The 19,943-nt window shown below is 64.5% G+C and carries 20 protein-coding genes; 11 read left to right on the plus strand and 9 right to left on the minus strand.

Going from position 1 to position 19,943, the window contains the following annotated elements; translation table 11 throughout:
- Position 1 precedes the first annotated feature (1 nt).
- The 7 genes from ABIB95_RS13660 to ABIB95_RS13690 form a co-directional block, all read right to left on the minus strand.
- On the minus strand, positions 2-745 hold the full coding sequence (locus ABIB95_RS13660; RefSeq protein WP_038933436.1) for an ABC transporter ATP-binding protein: 744 nt from the start codon (positions 743-745) through the stop codon (positions 2-4).
- The gene (locus tag ABIB95_RS13665) at positions 742-1,740 is read right to left on the minus strand and encodes a branched-chain amino acid ABC transporter permease (RefSeq protein WP_071909113.1); all 999 of its coding nucleotides are present in this window, start codon (positions 1,738-1,740) and stop codon (positions 742-744) included. The genes ABIB95_RS13660 and ABIB95_RS13665 overlap by 4 nt, the downstream gene beginning before the upstream one ends.
- Entirely contained in the window at positions 1,737-2,612 is an 876-nt protein-coding gene (locus ABIB95_RS13670; RefSeq protein WP_028148063.1) for a branched-chain amino acid ABC transporter permease, read from the minus strand. The genes ABIB95_RS13665 and ABIB95_RS13670 overlap by 4 nt, the downstream gene beginning before the upstream one ends.
- Positions 2,613-2,842: 230 nt before the next feature.
- Positions 2,843-3,973 carry an ABC transporter substrate-binding protein gene (locus tag ABIB95_RS13675; protein ID WP_354239988.1) on the minus strand — a complete coding sequence of 377 codons (1,131 nt, stop codon included), beginning with the start codon at positions 3,971-3,973 and terminating at the stop codon, positions 2,843-2,845.
- A 58-nt stretch (positions 3,974-4,031) separates the two neighbouring features.
- On the minus strand, positions 4,032-4,910 hold the full coding sequence (locus ABIB95_RS13680) for a shikimate dehydrogenase (RefSeq protein WP_354239990.1): 879 nt from the start codon (positions 4,908-4,910) through the stop codon (positions 4,032-4,034).
- Between the two features lie 144 nt (positions 4,911-5,054).
- The gene (locus ABIB95_RS13685; RefSeq protein WP_354239992.1) at positions 5,055-5,993 is read right to left on the minus strand and encodes a LysR family transcriptional regulator; all 939 of its coding nucleotides are present in this window, start codon (positions 5,991-5,993) and stop codon (positions 5,055-5,057) included.
- Between the two features lie 251 nt (positions 5,994-6,244).
- Positions 6,245-6,421, minus strand: coding sequence for a hypothetical protein (locus tag ABIB95_RS13690; RefSeq protein WP_014491261.1), 177 nt, complete (start codon positions 6,419-6,421; stop codon positions 6,245-6,247).
- Between the two features lie 165 nt (positions 6,422-6,586).
- Here ABIB95_RS13690 and ABIB95_RS13695 point away from each other — a divergent pair, with 165 nt between their 5' ends.
- From ABIB95_RS13695 to ABIB95_RS13735, 9 genes are all read left to right on the plus strand, one after another.
- Positions 6,587-7,324, plus strand: coding sequence for a helix-turn-helix transcriptional regulator (locus tag ABIB95_RS13695; RefSeq protein ID WP_354239994.1), 738 nt, complete (start codon positions 6,587-6,589; stop codon positions 7,322-7,324).
- Between the two features lie 83 nt (positions 7,325-7,407).
- Entirely contained in the window at positions 7,408-8,067 is a 660-nt protein-coding gene (locus tag ABIB95_RS13700; RefSeq protein ID WP_071909116.1) for an acyl-homoserine-lactone synthase, read from the plus strand.
- Between the two features lies 1 nt (position 8,068).
- On the plus strand, positions 8,069-8,287 hold the full coding sequence (locus ABIB95_RS13705; RefSeq protein ID WP_008540920.1) for a hypothetical protein: 219 nt from the start codon (positions 8,069-8,071) through the stop codon (positions 8,285-8,287).
- Positions 8,288-8,583: 296 nt separating this feature from the next.
- A complete protein-coding gene (locus ABIB95_RS13710) occupies positions 8,584-9,501 on the plus strand; it encodes a branched-chain amino acid ABC transporter permease (protein WP_008143427.1) in 918 nt (305 codons plus the stop codon).
- A complete protein-coding gene (locus ABIB95_RS13715) occupies positions 9,498-10,442 on the plus strand; it encodes a branched-chain amino acid ABC transporter permease (RefSeq protein ID WP_063979903.1) in 945 nt (314 codons plus the stop codon). The genes ABIB95_RS13710 and ABIB95_RS13715 overlap by 4 nt, the downstream gene beginning before the upstream one ends.
- On the plus strand, positions 10,435-11,202 hold the full coding sequence (locus ABIB95_RS13720) for an ABC transporter ATP-binding protein (RefSeq protein ID WP_063979902.1): 768 nt from the start codon (positions 10,435-10,437) through the stop codon (positions 11,200-11,202). The genes ABIB95_RS13715 and ABIB95_RS13720 overlap by 8 nt, the downstream gene beginning before the upstream one ends.
- Entirely contained in the window at positions 11,195-11,923 is a 729-nt protein-coding gene (locus tag ABIB95_RS13725) for an ABC transporter ATP-binding protein (protein ID WP_354239996.1), read from the plus strand. Before ABIB95_RS13720 ends, ABIB95_RS13725 begins: the two co-directional genes overlap by 8 nt.
- A gap of 152 nt (positions 11,924-12,075) precedes the next feature.
- Positions 12,076-12,957 (plus strand): AraC family transcriptional regulator, encoded by an 882-nt coding sequence (locus ABIB95_RS13730; protein ID WP_354239998.1) that lies wholly within the window; start codon positions 12,076-12,078, stop codon positions 12,955-12,957.
- 110 nt (positions 12,958-13,067) lie between these two features.
- On the plus strand, positions 13,068-15,359 hold the full coding sequence (locus ABIB95_RS13735; RefSeq protein WP_354240000.1) for a TonB-dependent siderophore receptor: 2,292 nt from the start codon (positions 13,068-13,070) through the stop codon (positions 15,357-15,359).
- 313 nt (positions 15,360-15,672) lie between these two features.
- On the opposite strand, the gene ABIB95_RS13740 is transcribed toward ABIB95_RS13735, so the two are convergent.
- Complete coding sequence (locus ABIB95_RS13740) at positions 15,673-17,109, minus strand: glutamine synthetase family protein (RefSeq protein WP_354240002.1); 1,437 nt, start codon at positions 17,107-17,109, stop codon at positions 15,673-15,675.
- A gap of 130 nt (positions 17,110-17,239) precedes the next feature.
- Entirely contained in the window at positions 17,240-18,598 is a 1,359-nt protein-coding gene (locus tag ABIB95_RS13745) for an aromatic ring-hydroxylating dioxygenase subunit alpha (RefSeq protein WP_354240004.1), read from the minus strand.
- Between the two features lie 111 nt (positions 18,599-18,709).
- Between ABIB95_RS13745 and ABIB95_RS13750 the strand changes: the two genes are divergently transcribed.
- The gene (locus tag ABIB95_RS13750; RefSeq protein ID WP_354240006.1) at positions 18,710-19,495 is read left to right on the plus strand and encodes an IclR family transcriptional regulator domain-containing protein; all 786 of its coding nucleotides are present in this window, start codon (positions 18,710-18,712) and stop codon (positions 19,493-19,495) included.
- Positions 19,496-19,563: 68 nt separating this feature from the next.
- Entirely contained in the window at positions 19,564-19,896 is a 333-nt protein-coding gene (locus ABIB95_RS13755) for a PRC-barrel domain-containing protein (protein WP_085399250.1), read from the plus strand.
- Positions 19,897-19,943 lie beyond the last annotated feature (47 nt).

Consider the following 19,943-nt stretch of genomic DNA (forward strand, 5'->3'; position numbering starts at 1 on the left):
CCTAATGTCCGAGATAGGCTTCGATCACGGCGGGATTTTTCCGCACTTCGTCCGGCCGCCCCATCGCCAGCACCTTGCCTTCCGCCATCACCATCACGCGCGAGCACAGCGACATCACGAATTCCATGTTGTGCTCGATCACGACGAAGGTCGCGTTCTTCTCGCGGTTGATCGCGACCAGGCGATCCTTCAGGTCCGACAGCATCGACGGGTTGACGCCGCCGGCGGGCTCGTCGAGCAGGACGAGGCGCGGCCCGCCCATGAAGGCCATCGCGGCATCGAGCAGTTTTTGCTGGCCATAGGAGAGCCCGCCGGCCGGCTCGTCGGCGAGATGGTCGAGCTTGAAGAAGCCGATCATCTGGTTGGCGGTCTCAGTCAGCCCGGCATCGGAGCGGCCGACCAGGCGCGAGGCCATATTGCCCTGGTGCTCCTGTCCCGCGAGGATCAGATTCTCGCGCACCGAGAGCTTTGGGAAGACCTGCAAGAGCTGGAAGGTGCGGCTGACCCCGAGCTTGTTGAGCTCGGCGGGACGCAGGCCCGTGACCACCTTGCCGTCGAGCTTGACCTCGCCGCCTGATGGTGTGAGCTGGCCGAGGATGCAGTTGAACAGGGTCGACTTGCCGCAGCCGTTCGGGCCGATCAGGCCGAGGATCTCGCCCTCGCGGACGTCGAATGAGACGCCATCGACGGCGCTGATGCCGCCGAAATTCTTCTTAATGCCGGTGACTTCCAGGACCGCGCTCATTGCACCGTCTCCAGCCGGGACTTTGCGACGGCGCGCAGCGCGGAGGCCGCCTTGGTTCGGCGCTCGGCGAGGTAGCGATCGAGAATCCCCAGAATGCCGGTCGGCGACCAGATCAAGAGAAGCATCACCGCGACAGCATAGAGCATCAGATAATACCCTTCCGTGAAGCGCAGCCATTCGGGCAACAGCACCGCGATCATCGCGCCGAGGAAGGGGCCGAAATAGAAGCCGGCACCGCCGACGATCACCATCATCAGGAGGTCGAGCGAGAGTGACAGGTTGAACGGCACGGGATCGATATATTGCGTCAGCGGCGCATAGAGCGCGCCGGCGACGCCGCCGAGCGCCGAGCCGATCGCAAAGGCCATCAGCGTATAGCGCCTTGTGTCGACGCCGAGCGACTGCGCGCGCAGCGGATTTTCGCGCAATGCCATGAAGGCGCGTCCCCAGGGCGAGCGGATCAGCCACCACACCGCGAGCGACACGATCGCAAGCGAGCCGAGGCAGACATAGTAGAACGGCAGCGGCTTGTTGGTCGCGATGCCGAAGATGTGCGGCCGCGGAATGTTGGAGATGCCGTAGATGCCGCCGGTGAGCCAGCTTTCGTTGCGGAACACCAGGAAGGCGAGGGTGGAGAAGGCGAGCGTGACGAACGCAAGGTAATGGTGCTGCACGCGCAGAGCGGGATAGCCGAGCACCCAGCCGACCGCGAAGCTCAAGGCAATCGCGACCACGATCGCCGCCGGCAGCGGCCAGCCATGCGTGGTCATGATCGCTGCCGCATAGGCGCCGATGCCGACGAAGGCGCCCTGCGCCAACGAGACCTGGCCGGCATAGCCGAGCGTCAAGTTGAGTCCCATGGCGGCGATGCTCATCACCGCCCACTGGCTCAGGATGAACAGGCCGTAGCGGTTGAAATTCATGGGGACGATGATCAGGCCGGCAATGACGATGAGGCCGAGCGCGATCTTCAACGGTTTGGCGAAGCCGCTCATACGGTGCGCTCCTCGGCGCGGCCGAGCAAGCCCTGCGGCCGGAACAGGATGACGGCGATCAGGAAGATCATCGGAACGGCGGCGCGGTACTGCGTCGAGACATAAGCGGCCGCGAGATTGTCGAGCACGCCGATCAGGAGGCCGCCGGCAATGGCGCCGCGCACCTGGTTGAAGCCGCCGACGATCGCCGCGATGAAGGCGGCCTGGCCCAGCACCTCGCCGGAGGAGAATTTTGCGAGATAGATCGGCGTGATCAAAAGCGACGCCAGCGCGACCAGGAAGGCGTTGATCAGGAACGTCAGCAGGATCATGCGCTCGACCGGGACGCCGATGATGCGCGCCACCGTCGGGTTCTGCGCCGCCGCCTGCATCTGGTGACCGAGCGACGTGCGGTTGAGAAGGCTCGTCAGGCCGAAGACGGCAAGAATGGCGAGGACGAGGACGCCGATGCTTTGCAGCGATACGGCATGTCCGAGAATGGAGATATCACCGGTCGGCACGATCGAGGGGAAGGGCGAGGCCTCCGCGCTGAAGAACTGCTTCACGGCCTCCTTGATGCCGATCGCGAGCGCCATCGTCGCGATCGCCAGCGGCAGCACGCCGTGGCGCATCATCGGATCGACCAGCAGCATCTTGAAAGCGAGGCCCAGCAGGATCATCGAGAGCAGGATGCCGAGGATGATCGCGAGCCAGAACGGCGCGCCGGCATGCATCGCCGCCAGCATCAGGAACGCCGGCAGCATCACGAACTCGCCTTGTGCGAAGTTGATGGTCTGCGAGGTCTGCCACAAGAGCGTGAAGCCGACCGCGACCAGCGCATAGATCGCGCCGGTGGCAAGTCCCGCGACCAGAAGATCGAACAGATTGGACATTTTCCCCTCTCGTGTCCCTCGCCCAGCTCTGTCGTCTCCCTCGCCCCGTTCTTACGGGGAGAGGGCGGGGTGAGGGGCTCTATCCGCGAGCCCATCTCTCACCGTCCTTGCAGAAGCATCCCTCACCCCAACCCTCTCCCCGCGAAGAGCGGGGCGAGGGAGAAGAGAGACCCCCGCATCCGCCTTCGCTGGAGCTTCGGCGGGACGGGCGCGGGGAGAGGCGAAGATCGTCACTTCACCTTGGGTAGCACCTGCTTCACCACCTGCTTGCCTTCGACCACCTCGACCAGAAAGCTCTGCCGGTCGATGTCGCCGGTCTCGCTGAAGGTGACGTCCATCAGGATGCCCGGCTCGTCTGCGGCCTTGATGGTCAGGCCGTGCAGCGTGTCGGCGAACGCCTTGCTGTCGACCTTGCCCATCTTCTCGGTGGTGGCCTTGACCATGTAGACGGCGAGGTAGCCCTTCAGGCCGTTATGGTCGGGCACGTAATTGTACTTCTTGGCGAACTTGTCGCGGAACGCCTTGATCAGGTCGACCGGTGCGTCCGTGGTGAGGCCGACATGGCCGCGCGCGCCGTTGGCGGCATCGCCGGCGAGCTCGATCACCTTCTGGCCGATCAGCGTGGTCTCGCCCATCAGCGGCGCGGTGACGCCCTGGCGCTTCAGCTCCTTCAGGATGCGCGCGCTCTCTTCTTCATTCAGGTAGACGAACACGGCGTCGGGATTGGCGGCCTTGATCTTGCCGACGTCGGCGGCGAAGTCGGCTTGTCCCGCTTCAGTCGAGAGATCGGCGACCACCTTGGAGCCAAGCCGGTCGAGTTCCTTCACGACGACGTCGCGTCCGCCGCGGCCAAAGTCGTTGTTGACCCAGACCACCGCGACCGTCTTCGCCTTCATGTCGTCGTGGATGTATTTTGCGACCTTCGGCATCGACGATTGCTGGCCGAACGAGGTGCGGAACAGGAACTTGTTGCCGGCTTGCGTCAATTCGGCGGCTTCGCCGCCCATGATCTGCGCGATGCCGGCTTCGGCCGCGAGCGGCGCCGTCACCTTGACCGAGCCGGAATAGCCGGGCCCGAGCAGGACATAGGGCTCGGCGTCGAGCGCCTTCTGCACCTGGGCGCGGGCAACGCCGGGGTTGGACTGCGAATCGGCGTGGCTGACCTCCAACTTGCGGCCGAGCACGCCGCCCTTGGCGTTGATCTCCTCGATCGCGAGGTCGATGCCGTTCTTCCAGTTGGTGCCGACGGTGGCGCCGCCGCCCGAGAGTTCGGCGACGTCGGCGAGCTTGATCGCCTGCGCGTGGACGCTGGTTGCAGTCGCGAAGGCAAGCAAGGCGCCCGCCAGTAGGGTCGATTTCATGGTCACTCCTCCCATTTTTCGTTGATATTGTCCGCGGCCTTGTGTCCGGCCGCTTCGGTTACGCGGCGTGATAGGCCGTGCTTCGCGCCGCCATCACCTCGTCGAAAGCCTCTCCCATGACCTCGGTCGATGGGGCAAGGCCCGTGAACAGTTCGAAGGCATCGGCGGCCTGGTAGATCGCGAGTTCCCGCCCGGTCATGATCCGCGCGCCCTTGGCCTGTGCCGCTGCCAGCAGCGGCGTGATCAGCGGCGAATAGACGGCGTCCGCGACCCACATTTTCTCGTGCAGCAAGGCTGCCGGGACCGGCATGCCCCGGTTCGGCAGCATGCCGACCGGCGTGCCGTTGACGAGGCCGGTTGCGCCATCGAGCGCGTCCTCGACGCTTTTCGCCACCGTGGCGCCGCCGTGCCTGGCAAGCAATGAAGCGAGCTTTTCGGCGCGCGCCGTCTCGCTGTCGAAGATGCGGAGGCCGGAGACCTTCAGGCTCGCCAGCGCAAAGGCGATCGCCTTGCCGACGCCGCCCGTTCCGATCACGGCGACCGCATTTCCGGACGGTGCCAGCAGCGGCGCGACCGCGCGCGCAAACCCGGTCGTGTCGGTGTTGTGGCCGATCAGCCGGCCGTCCCTGACGACGACGGTGTTGACCGCGCCCATGGCGGCCGCGCCCGGCGCCAGCTCGTCGAGCAGCGGGACCACCGCTTCCTTGTAAGGGTAAGTCACGTTGACGCCGGCAAAGCCGAGCCGCCGTACGCCCTCGAGCATCATGCGGAGCCCGGCCGCATCGGCGCCGGCGACCTCGATGAGCTGGTAGTGACCGCGCAGGCCAAGCGCCTCGGCGGCCCGCTCGTGCATGGCAGGGGAGGCGGAATGCGCGATCGGCGCCCCGATCAGGCCGGTGAGAAGCTTCTTGCTGGCGGCGTATCCGCGCTTGGACATGGTTGGTTATCGTCTCGTTGGGAGCGTTGGGTCCTGGCCATTAGCGGGGAAATCCGCACAATTCCAAGGGGGCTTCCAGTTGCGACGATAGCCTTTCCCGTGCCTAACACAATTACCCATTTATTGGGCAAACCTAACATAATGTTATTTCTTCCGCGCGCGTGCCGGGGCGGCGTTGCCCTCGCTGCGGGACGGCTCCACCGCGCGCATCTCGGCGCGCAGGGACTCGATGAAATACTCGACATGGAGCGACAGCGGCGCGCCGCGCTTCACCGCGATATAGGTCTCGAACCGCGTCGGCTCGGTGATCTTCAACAGCTCGATTCCCGGATAGCCGCCATGGGCCACCGTGAACTGGTCGATGATGGCGATGCCGAGCCCGGCCTTCACCAGCGCACACACCATGGTGCCGAAGCGCGCGCGGATCGTGATGTTGTAGTCGAGCCGGTGGCGCGCAAAGATCCCGGCCATGATCCGGCCGTAGGGATCGTTGGGATCGATGCCGATCAGCGGATAGCGGGTGATCTCGGCCGCCGAGACCTGCTTGCGGCCGGCAAGCTCGTGACCCGGCGGCACGATGCAATAGAGCTCACCCGAGGCGAGCGGCATGAAGTCGAGCCCGGAATGCTCGAGCCGATAGCTCATCGCCACACATTCGCCGCGGCCGAGCAGGAGGTAGTCGATGGCCTCCTCGAGCTTGAGGATGTTGATGTCGATGCCGAGATCGGGGTAGCGGCGCCGGACGCGCTCGATCGCGCGCGGCACCATCACCTGGGAGATGCTCGGCACCGAGCCGATGCGCAATTCCGACAAACCGCCGCGGCCGATCTTGGAGATGAGCTCGGAGAGGTCGTCGACCTTCTTGTAGACGCCGTTGATCTGCTCAAAGATGTTCTCGGCTTCCGGCGTCGGGAAATAGCGCCCGTTCTGGCGCTGGAAGAAGCGAATGCCGAGCGTGCGCTCGGTGTATTTGACCAGCCGGCTGATCCCCGGCGCCGACACGTTGAGCAGCTTCGCCGCGCCGCCGATGGTACCCGTCACCATCACGGCACGGATCACTTCAACCTGGCGCAGCGTCATCATGTCGTGGGCATCCCAAAGAGGATCGTGGTGGCGATCATCTCACGAGAGCCGTGATGTCATCCAGCGGCAAGTGTGATGTGGACGGAGCGGGCGGCGCTTCACCCCCCCTCCAGGGGAGGGTAAGAGCGCAGCTCGCTCACCGGCAACAATTGCTGATTAACTTCGCAGTCAGAATGTTTCGGCCAAAATCGGCACGTTCGAATGGAAGGGCGCCGCTCGCGCAGAACGTACGCCTCACCTGTAACCGCGTTCTAGCTCGCCGGGCTCTCGGGCGACGCGCTGCCGGGCCGCTCCGCGCGTTCGCGCTGCAGCACTTCGCGCGCGTACTCGATGATCTTCTGCTTGTTTGCCGTTTCGCGGACGGCGAAAAACACGCGGTTGAGTTCCAGGCCGAGCACGCTGTTGAGGGCGATGTCCTCGTCTTCCATCGTGATTTTCCCGCTTCAGACGCCATAGGTGTAACTTGACGTCACTTCCTCCACAAGTAGATTAAATCTCCGGTGCAGACGAGGGCCGGTAAACTACGGAAGCAGCGAATTGAGGCAGCTCCCAAATACGTGCTATACCTACGGCGAGGCTCAGGAAACGTACCGATGTCCGCCGTAGACGCCGTAGATTATGGCCGGGAAGCGCTCGACTTCATCGAAGGCCTGGGGACCTATCGCAAGGTACCGGACGCCATGAATGCGCTTGAGGCGGTGTTCGGTCGCTTCGGCTTCGAGACCATCATCGTGACGGGGTTGCCGAATCCCGATCAGCGGTTCGCGCAGATGGTGCTCGCCAAGCGCTGGCCGGCAGGATGGTTCAATCTCTACACCCAGAACAATTACGACCGCGTCGACCCCGTGGTGCGGCTGTGCCGGCAATCGGTCAATCCGTTCGAGTGGTCGGAAGCGCCCTATGATGCCGAGCTCGAGCCGAGCGCGGCCGAGGTGATGAACCGCGCCGGCGATTTTCGCATGTCGCGCGGCTTCATCGTGCCGATCCACGGGCTCACCGGCTACGAGGCGGCGGTGTCGCTCGGCGGCGTCCATCTCGACCTCAATCCCCGCAGCAAGCCGGCACTGCACCTGATGGCAATGTATGGCTTCGACCATATTCGCCGCCTGCTGGATCCGGCGCCGCATCTGTCGACGCGTCTCACCCCGCGCGAGCGCGAGGTGATCGCCTGGGCCTCGCAGGGCAAGTCGGCCTGGGAGATCGGCGAGATCCTGCACATCACGCAGCGCACCGCAGAAGAGCATCTTGCAACCGCCGCGCGCAAGCTCGGTGCCGTCAACCGTACGCATGCGGTTGCACTGGCGATTCGCAACAAGCTCATCAATCCCTAAGCGACGTACTGGGAAATTTCCCAATATCGAACCTGCCTCTTTTCGCAGAGGCTGCCCCTCATTCCGGCTGAATGGGGGTTTTCATGATTCACGCAATTTCTTCGGTCAATCGCCACCTTTACGAAGACGTACTCGAGCAGCACTTCCGACTACGCCACGACATCTTCGTCGAGGAGCGGCACTGGGAGACGCTGCGCCGGCCTGATTGCCGCGAGGTCGATTCCTACGACGACGAGGACACCGTCTATCTGCTCGCGCTGGAAGGCCGGCGCGTCGTCGGCGGTCACCGGCTCTACCCCACCACCAAACCCTCGATGATGAGCGAGGTCTTCCCGCATCTGGCATCGGTTCGCGGCTGCCCTGCGAATCCGCTGGTCTGGGAATGGTCGCGCTACTTTGTCGTGCGCGATCGCCGCGACGGCACTCTCAACCTGCAACTGATGGCGGCGGTGCAGGAGTTCTGCCTCGATCAGGGAATCGCGCAGGTCAGCGCGATCATGGAGACTTGGTGGCTGCCGCGCTTCCATGAGGCCGGCTTCGTCGTGACGCCGCTTGGTCTGCCCGAGCTGGTGGAGAACGCCTGGACCATGGCAGCGACCATCGACATTCGCCGCGAGACCCTCGATGCCCTGCATGATCGCATCGGCATGGATTCGATCGTACAACAGGACGGCCCGCGTCTGGACGCCGTCGCCCGTGCCAACCTCTGCGGCCTTGCTGCCGCGCAACGAAAGAGCGCCTGAAATGTCGAACATGATGCGGGACAGCCAGATCATGGCGCAGACCAAGGACGAGAATCTCGGCTACATGTCCGACATGGCGCTCGAGCTGGCGCAGATGGCGGAAGACACCGGATTGGCAACGCTCGCCTATCTGTTCCGGATGGCGGCGCTGGAAGCCTCGACGGCCAACAGCGTGCTGGCCGAGCCGGATGATCTCCCCCGGCAGATGACGTCGCACTAGACGCCTTCTCCTACTTCCGTCGACCATCGCGCCCTCTTCCAGGCATGCCTGGGGGAGGGCGATCGTTTGGGTGCGGCAGGTTGACCCATCCTGCGCGGCAGCCTTCTTGCAAGGCCAATTTCGATCGCATGCACCGGCATGCAACAAAGTGCATGTCTGGTGTTGAATCGCTCTTGCCTCGGAACGATACTGCCATTACCCATTTTTCCGCCTTGAAGAGGCAGGGGGAGCTCTTTCACTGATGGCGACCGAGTTCGAACATCGGCGCGACACCGCGTGCGCCTGAAAGAGTTTTGATGCTGCTCGTCGTCGAACAGTTCTTGAACGGATTGCAGTTCGGCCTGCTCCTGTTCCTGCTCGCCGCCGGCCTGACGCTGGTGTTCGGGATCATGGATCTCGTCAACCTCGCGCACGGCTCGCTCTACATGATGGGCGCCTATTTCGCCGCGACCTTTGCGGCCTGGACCGGCAGCTTCCTGCTCGGTGCGCTGCTGGCGTTAGGTGCGACTTTGGTGCTCGGCATCGTGCTGGAGATGTCGGCACTGCGGCATCTCTACGGGCGCGACCATCTCGACCACGTGCTCGCGACCTTCGGTCTGATCCTGTTCTTCAATGAAGCCGTGCGGCTGATCTGGGGGCCGGCCGGGCTTGCGCTGCCGCTGCCGGCCTGGCTCACGGTGCCGGTGCCGATCCTGCCCGGCATCCACTATCCCGCTTATCGTCTCGCCATCATCGTGGTGGCGCTGCTGGTCGCGCTGCTGCTCTATCTCGGCGTGATGCGCACCCGCATCGGCATGCTGATCCGCGCCGGCGCCTCCAACCGCGAGATGATCGGTGCGCTCGGCATCAACATCAAGCTGCTCTACACGCTGGTGTTCGGCCTGGGCGCCGCGCTCGCCGGCCTCGCCGGCCTGATGCAGGCGCCGATCCTCACCGTGCAGATCGGCATGGGCGAGAACATCCTGATCCTCGCCTTCGTCATCATCGTGATCGGCGGCATCGGCTCGATCCGCGGCGCGTTCCTGGCCGCGATCTTTGTCGGCATGATCGACACGCTCGGCCGCGCCTTCCTGCCCAACCTGTTGCGGCAGGTGCTGAGCGGCGCTGCCGCCTCCACCGCCGCGCCCGCGCTGTCGTCCATGCTGATCTATCTGCTGATGGCGATCGTGCTGGTGGTGCGCCCGGAGGGGCTGTTTCCGGCCAACCGTCGATGAAGGCTTTCACTGTGAGCAAGGCCGTCACGGCCCTGATGCTGGCGGGCCTCGTGCTGCTGCCGCTCTATTCGCAGCTGTCCGGCAACATCTTCATCCTGACGCTGTTCACCCGCATCGTCATCCTGGCCCTTGCGGCCGCGAGCCTCAACCTCATCATGGGTTTTGGCGGCATGATGAGCTTCGGCCACGCCGCCTATCTCGGCATCGGCGGCTACGCGGTCGGCATGCTCGCGCAGGAAGGCGTCGGCTCCGGCTTCATCCAGTTCCCGGTCGCGCTCGCAGCTTCCGCGATCTACGCCCTGGTGATCGGCGCGCTCTCCCTTCGTACGCGTGGCGTCTACTTCATCATGATCACGCTGGCGTTTGCGCAGATGGCCTATTACGTCGCCTCGGGCCTCGCGCGTTACGGCGGCGACGACGGTCTCACGGTCTACAAACGCAGCGACTTCTCCGGCCTGATCAACCTGTCGAACCGCACGCAGTTCTATTATCTCTGCCTCGCCTGCCTGTTCGCCGTGATCGTCCTGATCTGGCGCATCACCAATTCGCGCTTCGGCCTCGTCCTGCAGGGCCTGCGCTCCAACGAGCAGCGGATGCAGGCGATCGGCTTTCCGGCAAAACGCTACCAGCTGGTCTGCTTCGTCATCTCCGGTATGATGTGCGGCCTTGCCGGCGCACTGCTCGCCAACAACACCGATTTCATCAGCCCGGCCGTGATGTACTGGACCCGCTCCGGCGACCTCATGGTGATGGTGATCCTGGGGGGCATGGGCACGCTGTTCGGTCCGGTGATGGGCGCGGTGGTGTTTTTGCTGCTGGAAGAATTCCTGTCGCAGATCACCGAATACTGGGCGCTGATCATGGGGCCGCTCTTGCTGCTGATCGTGCTGTTCGGCCGCGGCGGCATCATGGGCCTGCTCGGGAGGCTCAATCGTGGCTGAACCGCTGCTCCGCGTCGAAAAGCTGGTGCGCCGTTTCGGCGGCATCGTTGCGACGGACAACGTCTCGCTCGACGTAGCTAGCGGCGAGTTGCACGCCATCATCGGCCCGAACGGCGCCGGCAAGACCACGCTGATCAGCCAGCTCACCGGGCACCTCGAACCGCATTCCGGCAGCGTCTCGCTCGGCGGTCGCGACATCACCTATCTGCCGGCCTATCGCCGCTGCGCGCTGGGGCTCGCCCGTTCGTTCCAGATCACCTCGCTGCTGCTCGACTTCACCGCCGCCGACAATGTCGCGCTGGCGGCGCAGGCGCATGCAGGCCACTCGTTCCGCTTCTTCGCCAATGCGCGCAAGGAGAAGGGCCTGCGCGATGCCGCCCATGCCGCGCTCGACCGCGTCGGGCTCGGCCATCGCGCCGATGTCCTGGTGTCCAGGCTCAGCCATGGCGAGCGCCGCCAGATCGAGCTCGCGGTCGCGCTCGCGAGCAAGCCGAAGCTGCTGCTGCTGGACGAGCCGATGGCGGGTCTTGGCGTCACCGAATCCCAGCGCATGGTGCAACTGCTTCAGGAGCTGCGGAAGGAAGTCTCGATCGTGCTGGTCGAGCACGATATGCCGGCGGTGTTCGCGCTGGCCGACCGCATCTCAGTGCTGGTCTATGGCCGCGTCATCGCCTCCGGTGATCCGGCCGCGATCCGCGCCAACGAGGACGTCAAGCGCGCCTATCTCGGCGACCAGCACGTGGTGACGCACCATGTCTGAAAAGGTGATGGCTGACACGCTGCTCGACGTCGACGGCATCGAGACCTGCTACGGCCTCTCCCAGGTGCTGTTCGGCCTGTCGCTGTCGATCAAGCCGGGCGAGATGGTCTCGCTGATGGGCCGCAACGGCATGGGCAAGACCACCACCATCCGCTCCATCATGGGCCTGACACCGGCGCGATCAGGCACGATTCGCTTTGCGGGCGCCGAGGTGCGGCAGCTGCCGTCCTATCGAATTGCAAAACTCGGCGTCGGCCTCGTCCCGGAGGGACGCCAGATCTTTCCGAACCTCACCGTTCGCGAAAATCTCGTCGCGGCCGCCGCCGATCGCTTCGCTAGCCCCAATCCCTGGACGCTGGCCGCGATCTACGTGATGTTCCCCCGCCTTGCCGAGCGCGCCGCCAACATGGGCAACCAGCTCTCCGGCGGCGAGCAGCAGATGCTCGCGATCGGCCGCGCGCTGATGACCAACCCAAAGCTGCTGATCCTGGACGAGGCGACCGAGGGCCTCGCCCCGCTGATCCGCGAAGAAATCTGGAACTGCCTGTCGCTGCTCAAGAGCCGGGGACAGTCGATCCTGGTCGTCGACAAGAACGTCGACCACCTCGCCCGCATCTGCGACCGCCACTACATCATCGAGCGCGGCAAGACGGTGTGGAGCGGCACGTCCGTCGAGCTGATGGCGGAGCCGGATCTGCAGCATAAATATCTGGGTATCTGACGCGCTCCTGGATCTGGTTGCCGTATCGTCCGTGCAGATCGCCTCGCGCGCAGAACCTCGTCGAGGACGTCAGTTTCGAAGCCCTCCAAACTGCGCGCAGAGGTCTTGAGTGCGCCGCCGCCAGCCGCCAATGTCGCGGCGTAGCGGATTCGATGCAGGACTTTTACAATCAAATTGCCGGACGGCCTGACGACGACATCATCGGCTCCGCACAGCGAGGCGCTTCGACAGCGCCTCAATGGCTGGATTTCCCGGGCTGTGTGTTCATCAGAGGTGAGTTTCGCGCCGATCCCGATCCGCCCGCGATCGTAGCGCCGGGCTTGTTCATCTCTGTCGCACTCGATGAAGGCGCAGGCCGCGGCATTCTGACGCGCACAACGGGTGCGGGGCAGATGACGGCGATTGCCGTGCGCGAATCCCTCGCCGTGGGAGGCTCGGTTCGCTGCGGCGAACGTCCTGCGATCGGCCTGGCGCTTCCCCAAGCCTCCATCGACGGGCTTGGACTCGGCGACGAGGTTCGGGCGCTGTTCAAGACCGACGCGTTGGGCACGGCCATCGTCTCTCTCACGGCGTCTCCGCGTGTGCAGGTCCTCGCGGCAGAAATGTTCTCGCCACCAGTGGCCGGAAACGCGACGCAATTGCTCCTGTCGGCGCATGCCGCCGAGATCGTGGTCCACGCCTTGTTCGGCGAGCGCGGGATCGCGCTTGATCCTGCAGCCGACCTCCAGCGGGTGCGGTTGCAATCGGTCAAGGCGCGAATGGATGCCGATCTCGCTTATCCCTGGAGCATCGACGAACTGGCGCGGAATGCGGGGCTGAGCCGCCGGTCCTTCAACCAGAAATTCCAGATGGCGTATGGCGAGAGCGCGATCGACTATTTGCGGGCCCGCCGGCTCGATGCCGCACGTGACCTTCTGATTCATCAACGCTTGTCGGTCACCGAGGCGGCCTTTCGGGTCGGCTATGCCCATCCGGCCAATTTCGCGACGGCGTTCCGCAGGCACTTCGGCTATTCGCCGAGCCGCTGTCAGTGAACTTGAACGCCTCCACGAGCGATCAAAGGTGATTTGCGCGCGCGCAAAGGCGGTGTGCGCCTCGATCTGGTTACTCCCGGGTTGTTCGAACACGGAACTCGGGGAAGACGATGACGCGCAACGACGGGCGGACGCTCGGCTGGGAACGGATGGCGAGAACTGGTCTGGGAGCGGCCGGCCTGGGAATAGTCCTGCACGCAACGCCGTCGGTCGCACAGACCTCCGGGACCAATTCGACGTCGACGGCGGCGACATTGCCTCCCGTCACGGTGGAGGCACCGATCCAGGCGCGTCCGCGCACCCAGCCCGCGCAGCGAGCTTCGCAGTCGTCGCGCGGCCGCGTCGCGACGCAACGCAATGCCCGGCCCGCGCCAGCCGGAAATTCGGGCGTGCGCGAGGCCGGTGCCGGTCGCGCCAACGCGTCGAGCGAGAGCAGCTATGTTGCAGACAGCAGCTCGGCGGGTACCAAGACCAACACGCCGTTGCTCGAGACGCCGCAGTCGATCTCGGTCGTGACGCGCAAGGAACTCAACGACCGCGCCGTCCGGACGCTGACGGAGGCGGTTGGCTATGAACCCGGCGTCCGCATCGATGCTTCAGGCTACGATCCGCGTTTCGACGCGATCGCGATCCGCGGCTTCGACATCACCTATAACGGCGTTTATCTCGACGGCTTGCGCCTCGTGGGAGCCGGTCTCAGCGTGTTCAAGACCGAGCCTTATGGGGTCGACAGCATCACTGTGGTCCGCGGGCCCAGCTCGGCGCTCTATGGCCTCGGCTCGCCCGGCGGATTGATCGATCTGTCGAGCAAGCTGCCGACCAGCCAGCCGTTTCACGAAGTGCAGACGGTGTTCGGCGACCGCGATCGCATCCAGGGCAATTTCGACCTGTCGGGCCCGGTCGATGCCAACGGTCAGTTTTCGTATCGGCTGACCGGCGTGATGCGCGACGCGAACGTGTTCGTGCCCGGCGGCAAGGATAACAGGACCTACATCGCGCCCGCCGTCACCTGGAAGCCGGATCAATCGACGACCCTGACGATTCTCGGGTCCTATCAGAAGTCGAAGACGCCCGGATCCATGTTCACCTACTCCACGGGCACCGGCACCGCCACGGACATCTTCACGGGCAGTCCGTCCTACAATTCGCTCGACCAGGAGCAGGGACGCGTGGGCTACCTGTTCGAGCACGCGTTCAACAACGACGTGACCGTCCGCCAGAAATTCCGTTACGTCGATGTCGACGCGGTCACCCGCTATGTGGGCTTTCTCGGCGCGCCGGTGGGCAATGTCGTCTCGCGCTACACCGGCTACGTCCACGACACGCTGCAATCTGCCATCATGGACAATCAGGTCGAGGCCAGGCTATCGACCGGACCCGTGCAGCACACACTCCTGATCGGCACCGACTACACCGCGTCGAAGTTCAACGACAAGCAGGGATTCGGCTTCGGCGTCTCCGATCTCAACCTCGCCGCGCCGGTCTACGCGCCGGAATCCATTCCCGATCCCGCGATCTCGTCCTCGACAGCCCAGCGGCAAACCCAGTCCGGCGTCTATGTTCAGGACCAGGCCAGGCTCGATCACTGGATCCTGACATTGAGCGGCCGCAGCGACTGGGTCAGCACCACGGGTGAGGATCTGTTCGCGCTGACCCGGCAGACGCAATCCGATCAGGCCTATAGCGGGCGAGCCGGGCTGACCTATGTGTTCGATTCCGGCGTTGCGCCTTACGTCGCCTATTCGACCTCGTTCTTTCCCAATCTCGGCGTCGATCCGTCGGGCGCCTTCTTCAAGCCGACCACCGGCAAGCAGACCGAAGTCGGTGTGAAGTACCAGCCGAAGGGCACGAGGAGCTTCATTACCGCGGCGGTGTTCGATTTGACCCAGGACGGCGGCCTGGTCACGACGGGGACGGGCGTGACGGTCCAGCGTGGCGAGATTCAAAGCCGCGGCTTCGAATTGCAGGCGCTTGCAAGCCTGGGCGGTGGTTTCGACATCACCTCGTCGTACACCTATCTCGACATGGTGACCAAGCAGGCCGCTGACGACTCGCTGATCGGCAAGTTTCCCTCGGGCAATCCTCCGCATACCGCGACGCTGTGGGCGAACTATGCCCTGCCGCTGGCCGGACCGTTTGCAGGATTGAGCGTCGGTGGCGGCGCGCGTTACATGTCCTGGAGCTACGGCGATGATGCGAACACGTCCAAGAACAGCTCGGTAACCCTGATCGACGCGGCGCTGAAATATGATTTTGGCCAGGCGGCGAAGGAGCTGAAGGGCCTCCAGTTCCAGGTCAATGCCAAGAACCTGTTCAATCTGCACTACACCACGTGCCAGGTCGGTTACTGCTACCGCGGTGCGCCACTGACCGTCATCGCAACGCTCTGGTATCGCTGGTGAACCAGCTTGCGCATGAAAACCCCGATTATCCGGTCAATATGTCTTACCCAAATCGCTGGCGCCGGCGACTAACGCGCCAGGTGGTGGGTGCCGATTTCAACCAAGGTGGTCCGGCAGGACAGGCGGTAGATCAGGCTGAACAATTGAACCCACATGATCGAACTCCACTGTTGATCACATGCAGGGATATTAGGCCCCCAGTCTTTCCGGCCGTTTTCGAGGGACAGGGAAAATGGCTTCGTCGGCGAGCGCCGTGATGTCGTCGGAACAGACCGGACGAAGTCGCCTCACGCGGGCGTGAGACGTATCTCCATCAAAACACCTCGAAATACTCGCGGTGCTCCCAGTCGGTCACCTCTGACAGGAAGCGGTCGATCTCGGCATTCTTGATGTGGGTGTAGTAGTCGACGAACTCAGGCCCGAACTTCTCGCGGAAGAACGGATCGTCCTTCAGCGCGGCGACCGCATCGCGCAAGCTCTTCGGCAACGGCGGCGCCTTGGTCTCGTAGGGCGTGTCGGCGGACGGGCCGGGGTCGAGCTTGCGGTCGACGCCGTCGAGGCCCGACAAAATTTGCGAGGCCATGTAGAGATAGGGATTGGCGGCGGGCTCGCCGATGCGGTTCTCCAGGCGCGTTGCGGCATCATTGGCGCCGCCGAGCACGCGGATCATCACGCCGCGATTGTCGCGGCCCCAGATCGCCCGGTCCGGCGCCAGCGAATAGGAGCGGTAGCGCTTGTAGCCGTTGATGGTCGGGGTGGTGAACACGGTAGAGGCGCGGGCGTGGTCGAGCAGGCCGGCAAGGTACGCCCGGCCGAACGCGCTGAGCGGCTCGCCGCCGTCCTTCGTCATGAACTGGTTCTCGCCGGTCGTGCGCGAGACGATCGACTGATGCAAGTGCCAGCCGCTCGCGAATACATTCGGCAGTTTCGGCCGGCACATGAAGGTGGCGTGATAGCCGTGGCGGTGCGCGATCTGCTTCACGGCAGAGCGGAACAGCACCATGTTGTCGGCGGGCTCCAGCCCCTTCTTCGGCGCGAAGGTAAATTCACACTGGCTCGGCCCGAACTCGACCTCGACCGAGCGCAAGGGCAGTCCGAGCGCGACGATATCGCGGCGCAGGATCTCCAGCACCGGCTCCATCTGATCGAAGCGCTGCTCGGTGAGGTATTGATAGCCGTGGCTGAGCAGGCTCACCGACGGCGGCGTGCCGGGCTGGCCGGCATCCTCGGGCCGCATATGCGCGTCGTCGAGCTTGAAGATGTGGAATTCAACCTCGAGGCCGGCGACGAAATCGTGGCCGCGGCCGCTGAGATCATCGAGCACCTTGCGGTAGAGACCGCGGGTCGCGAACGGCACGGGACGGCCGTCGCCAAAATAGAGATCGCAGAGCACCCAGCCCGTCGCAGGCGCCCATGGCAGCACGCGGAACGTGGTTGGGTCGGCGACCATCAACACGTCGGCCGCGCCCTCCATCTCCTTCATGCCGAATCCGCCGCCTGACGTGAACACCGGAAACACCGTGCGGTGCGAGGTATCCTTGGCGAGCATGGTCGTGGTGATGGAGCAGCCGCTCTCCAGCGAGGCGATCGCCTCGGCGGCGATGATGGTCTTGCCGCGCAAAATGCCGTGCTGGTCCGGGAAGGCGAGGCGGATGACCTCGAGGTTCTTTTCCTCGACGATGCGGCGCAGGCGCGCTGCGGCGTCCCTCTGCTCATCCGACCACAGCGCATGACGCGCGACGAAAGTCACTTCACCACTCCCTCAACTGCCGTAGGGTGGGCAAAGCGAAGCGTGCCCACCGCATCTATCGTCTGCACCGAAGCATGGTGGGCACGGCGCTTTGCGCCTTTGCCCACCCTACGGCAGCCGACCACAATCGTCACTCCGCCGCCGTCAGCCGGTGCACGTTGTCGGCGATCTCCTTCGGCACCGGTGCGGCCCAAGGTGCGCCGCGGCGGCGCTTGACGTCGACCTCCATCCAGTAGAGCTCCCAACCCTGGGTCGGCCCGATGCCGTCCATGGTGGCCGGTCCCTGGATGCTGCGCGCCCTGCTCTCGTCCAGGAACAGCATCGGCTTCTCGCCGCCGCCGACCTTCTCGATCTCCTGCCGCAGCAGGCGGCGGTACTGCACGATCGCCTTGTCGCTCGAGCCGAGATGCTCTTTGGTGCGGTCCTGGATGGCGCCCATCGATTCCACCGCCCACTGGTCGTGCACGTTGATGTCGGTACCCATGCCGGTATAGGTCGCGGTCGCCTGCTCGTGCGGATCGAAGCCGTAATCGTTGCTGCGGTTCTTGCGCGAGACGTAGTCGGGCAGCTCATAGAGCTCGAGCCGCTGATCGCGCATCTTCTGCTTGTCGACCGGGTTCGAATAGCTGGTGAAGATCGCGTACCAGTAGCAGTTCTCATCGTCGACCGGCACGTGCCACTGCGTGATCGTCATTTCCGTGCTCATGGGGATGACGAAGCCGTGCGGGAAGAGCTGGTTGGTGACGCGCACGTGGGTGCGCTCCTCGTCGATCTCGCGCAGCGCGATCAGCCGCAGGCCATATTCGGTGTGTTCGACATTGATGATCGGCCGGTCGTATTCGCGCAGGATCTTTGTCATCGGCAGATCGGAGCCGGCGGAGGCGCCGCGGAACTGCTTGCCGTAAGCCGTCGACGTATCCTCGTCCTCGAAGAAGCGGTGCAGATAGGAGGCGTGCGCGGGATCGATGCCGACCTCGAGGGCCTGAAGCCAGTTGCAGGCCATGTGGCCCTTGAACGCAAAAGTGTGCGTGCCGGGCGCGACAAAGCAGTCGAGCTCCGGAAATGCCGGCGGCTCACCCTCGCCGAGATAAGCCCAGAGGATGCCGCTCTTCTCGACCACGGGATAGGAACGCTGGCGAATGTTCTGGCAGAGTTTTGAGTCCTTCGGCTCGGCCGGCGTCTCGATGCACTGGCCGGTGGCGTCGAACAGCCAGCCATGGAAGGCGCAGCGCAGGCCGCCATGTTCGAGACGTCCGAAGGCGAGGTCGGCGCCGCGGTGGGCGCAGTGACGATCGATCAGGCCGTAGCGTCCGCTCTCGTCGCGGAACAGCACCAGGTTCTCGCCGAGCAGTTTGACCGGACGGATCGGGCGCGCGCCCTCCAGCTCGTCGACCAGCGCCGCCGGCTGCCAGTAGCTCCGCATCAGCTTGCCGCAGGGGTCCTTCGGACCGGTACGGGTGATCAGGTCGTTCTGCTCCTGGCTCATCATGGCGGGCGTCCTTTGTCGGAGAGGCGTTTGTTCGCCTATTGAACGAATGGGCGAATTATGCCATGCCTTGGTCCGGCGGCAAGCAATATTTTGCAGGATGTTCCCGAACCTATGCCCAAGCTGAAGCGCAGCGAAAACGACGAGCGGGCGACGGATTTCGTCGAGAGCCTCGATCGCGGCCTGCGCCTGCTGCAATGTTTCGGCGCGACCACCGGCCCGATGACGCTGAGCGATCTCGCCCGGGCCGCAGAGCTGCCGCGCGCCACCGCGCGGCGTATGCTGTTCACGCTCCAGCGCGGCGGCTTCGTCGCCGGCGACGGAAAGCTGTTCTCGCTGACGCCGCACGTGCTGACGCTCGCTGCGTCCTACCTGCGCTCCAGCCAGCTCGTCGCCGTGCTTCAGCCGGTGCTCGATCGCGTCGCCACGGCAGCGCAGGAAATCTCCTCGCTCGCGGTGCTCGACGGCGACGACGTCGTGTTTGTCGCGCGCAGCAGCCCGGCGCGGATGTTTTCAGGTGGGCTCGAGATCGGCTACCGGCTGCCGGCGTTCTGCACCTCGGTCGGCCGCGCCATGCTCGGACAGTTCGATGATGCAGCGCTTGCCGCACGCCTGAAGACAATGAAGCGCGAGATGTTGACGCCGCAGACGGTGACCGATCCGAAGGCGCTGCTGGCCAGCATCACAGCCGATCGCGAGCAAGGCTATTCGCTGGTCGATCGCGAGGCAGAGCCGCATTTCCGCTCGATCTCGGTTCCGGTGCGCCGCTACGACGGCGTGATCGTTGCCGCCATCAACATGGGCGCCCATGTCGACCGCGTGCCGGCAGGGGAGCTGGTCGACCGGTTGCTCCCGCTGCTCCGCGAAGGCGCGGAGTCCGTGCGGTCGCAGCTGTTCTAGCAACGATCGTTGGCGCCGCGCGTCCGCGGGCCTATAATCTCGTCACGCAAGACAACAGGGAGGACGCCATGAAACACACCATGGTTCCCAGTGATCGCGTGGAGCACGTCGGCGTCTACGGGCGCGACGGCGCGAAGCTCGGCTCGATCGAGCGGCTGATGCTCGACAAGGTGACCGGCACGGTCGCCTACGCCGTGATCAGGACTGGCGGGCTGCTCGGCACGCACCACCATTATCCTGTGCAGTGGGGCGCGCTGAAATACGATCCCGCGCGGCAGGCTTTCCGTGTCGAGGTGACGCAGGACGAACTCGCCAGCGGACCGTGCGAGTTCGATGGCGACGAATTCGACTGGGGCGATCGTTCGCAGCCCTACGCGCACCCAAATTATTGGTCGATCTGACGGCGCGATTGCCGCAGGCGTCGCGCGCTGAGCCGCCTCACTTGGTC

It is taken from the genome of Bradyrhizobium sp. LA2.1 (genome assembly GCF_040547725.1).
Taxonomy (GTDB): Bacteria; Pseudomonadota; Alphaproteobacteria; order Rhizobiales; family Xanthobacteraceae; genus Bradyrhizobium; species Bradyrhizobium barranii.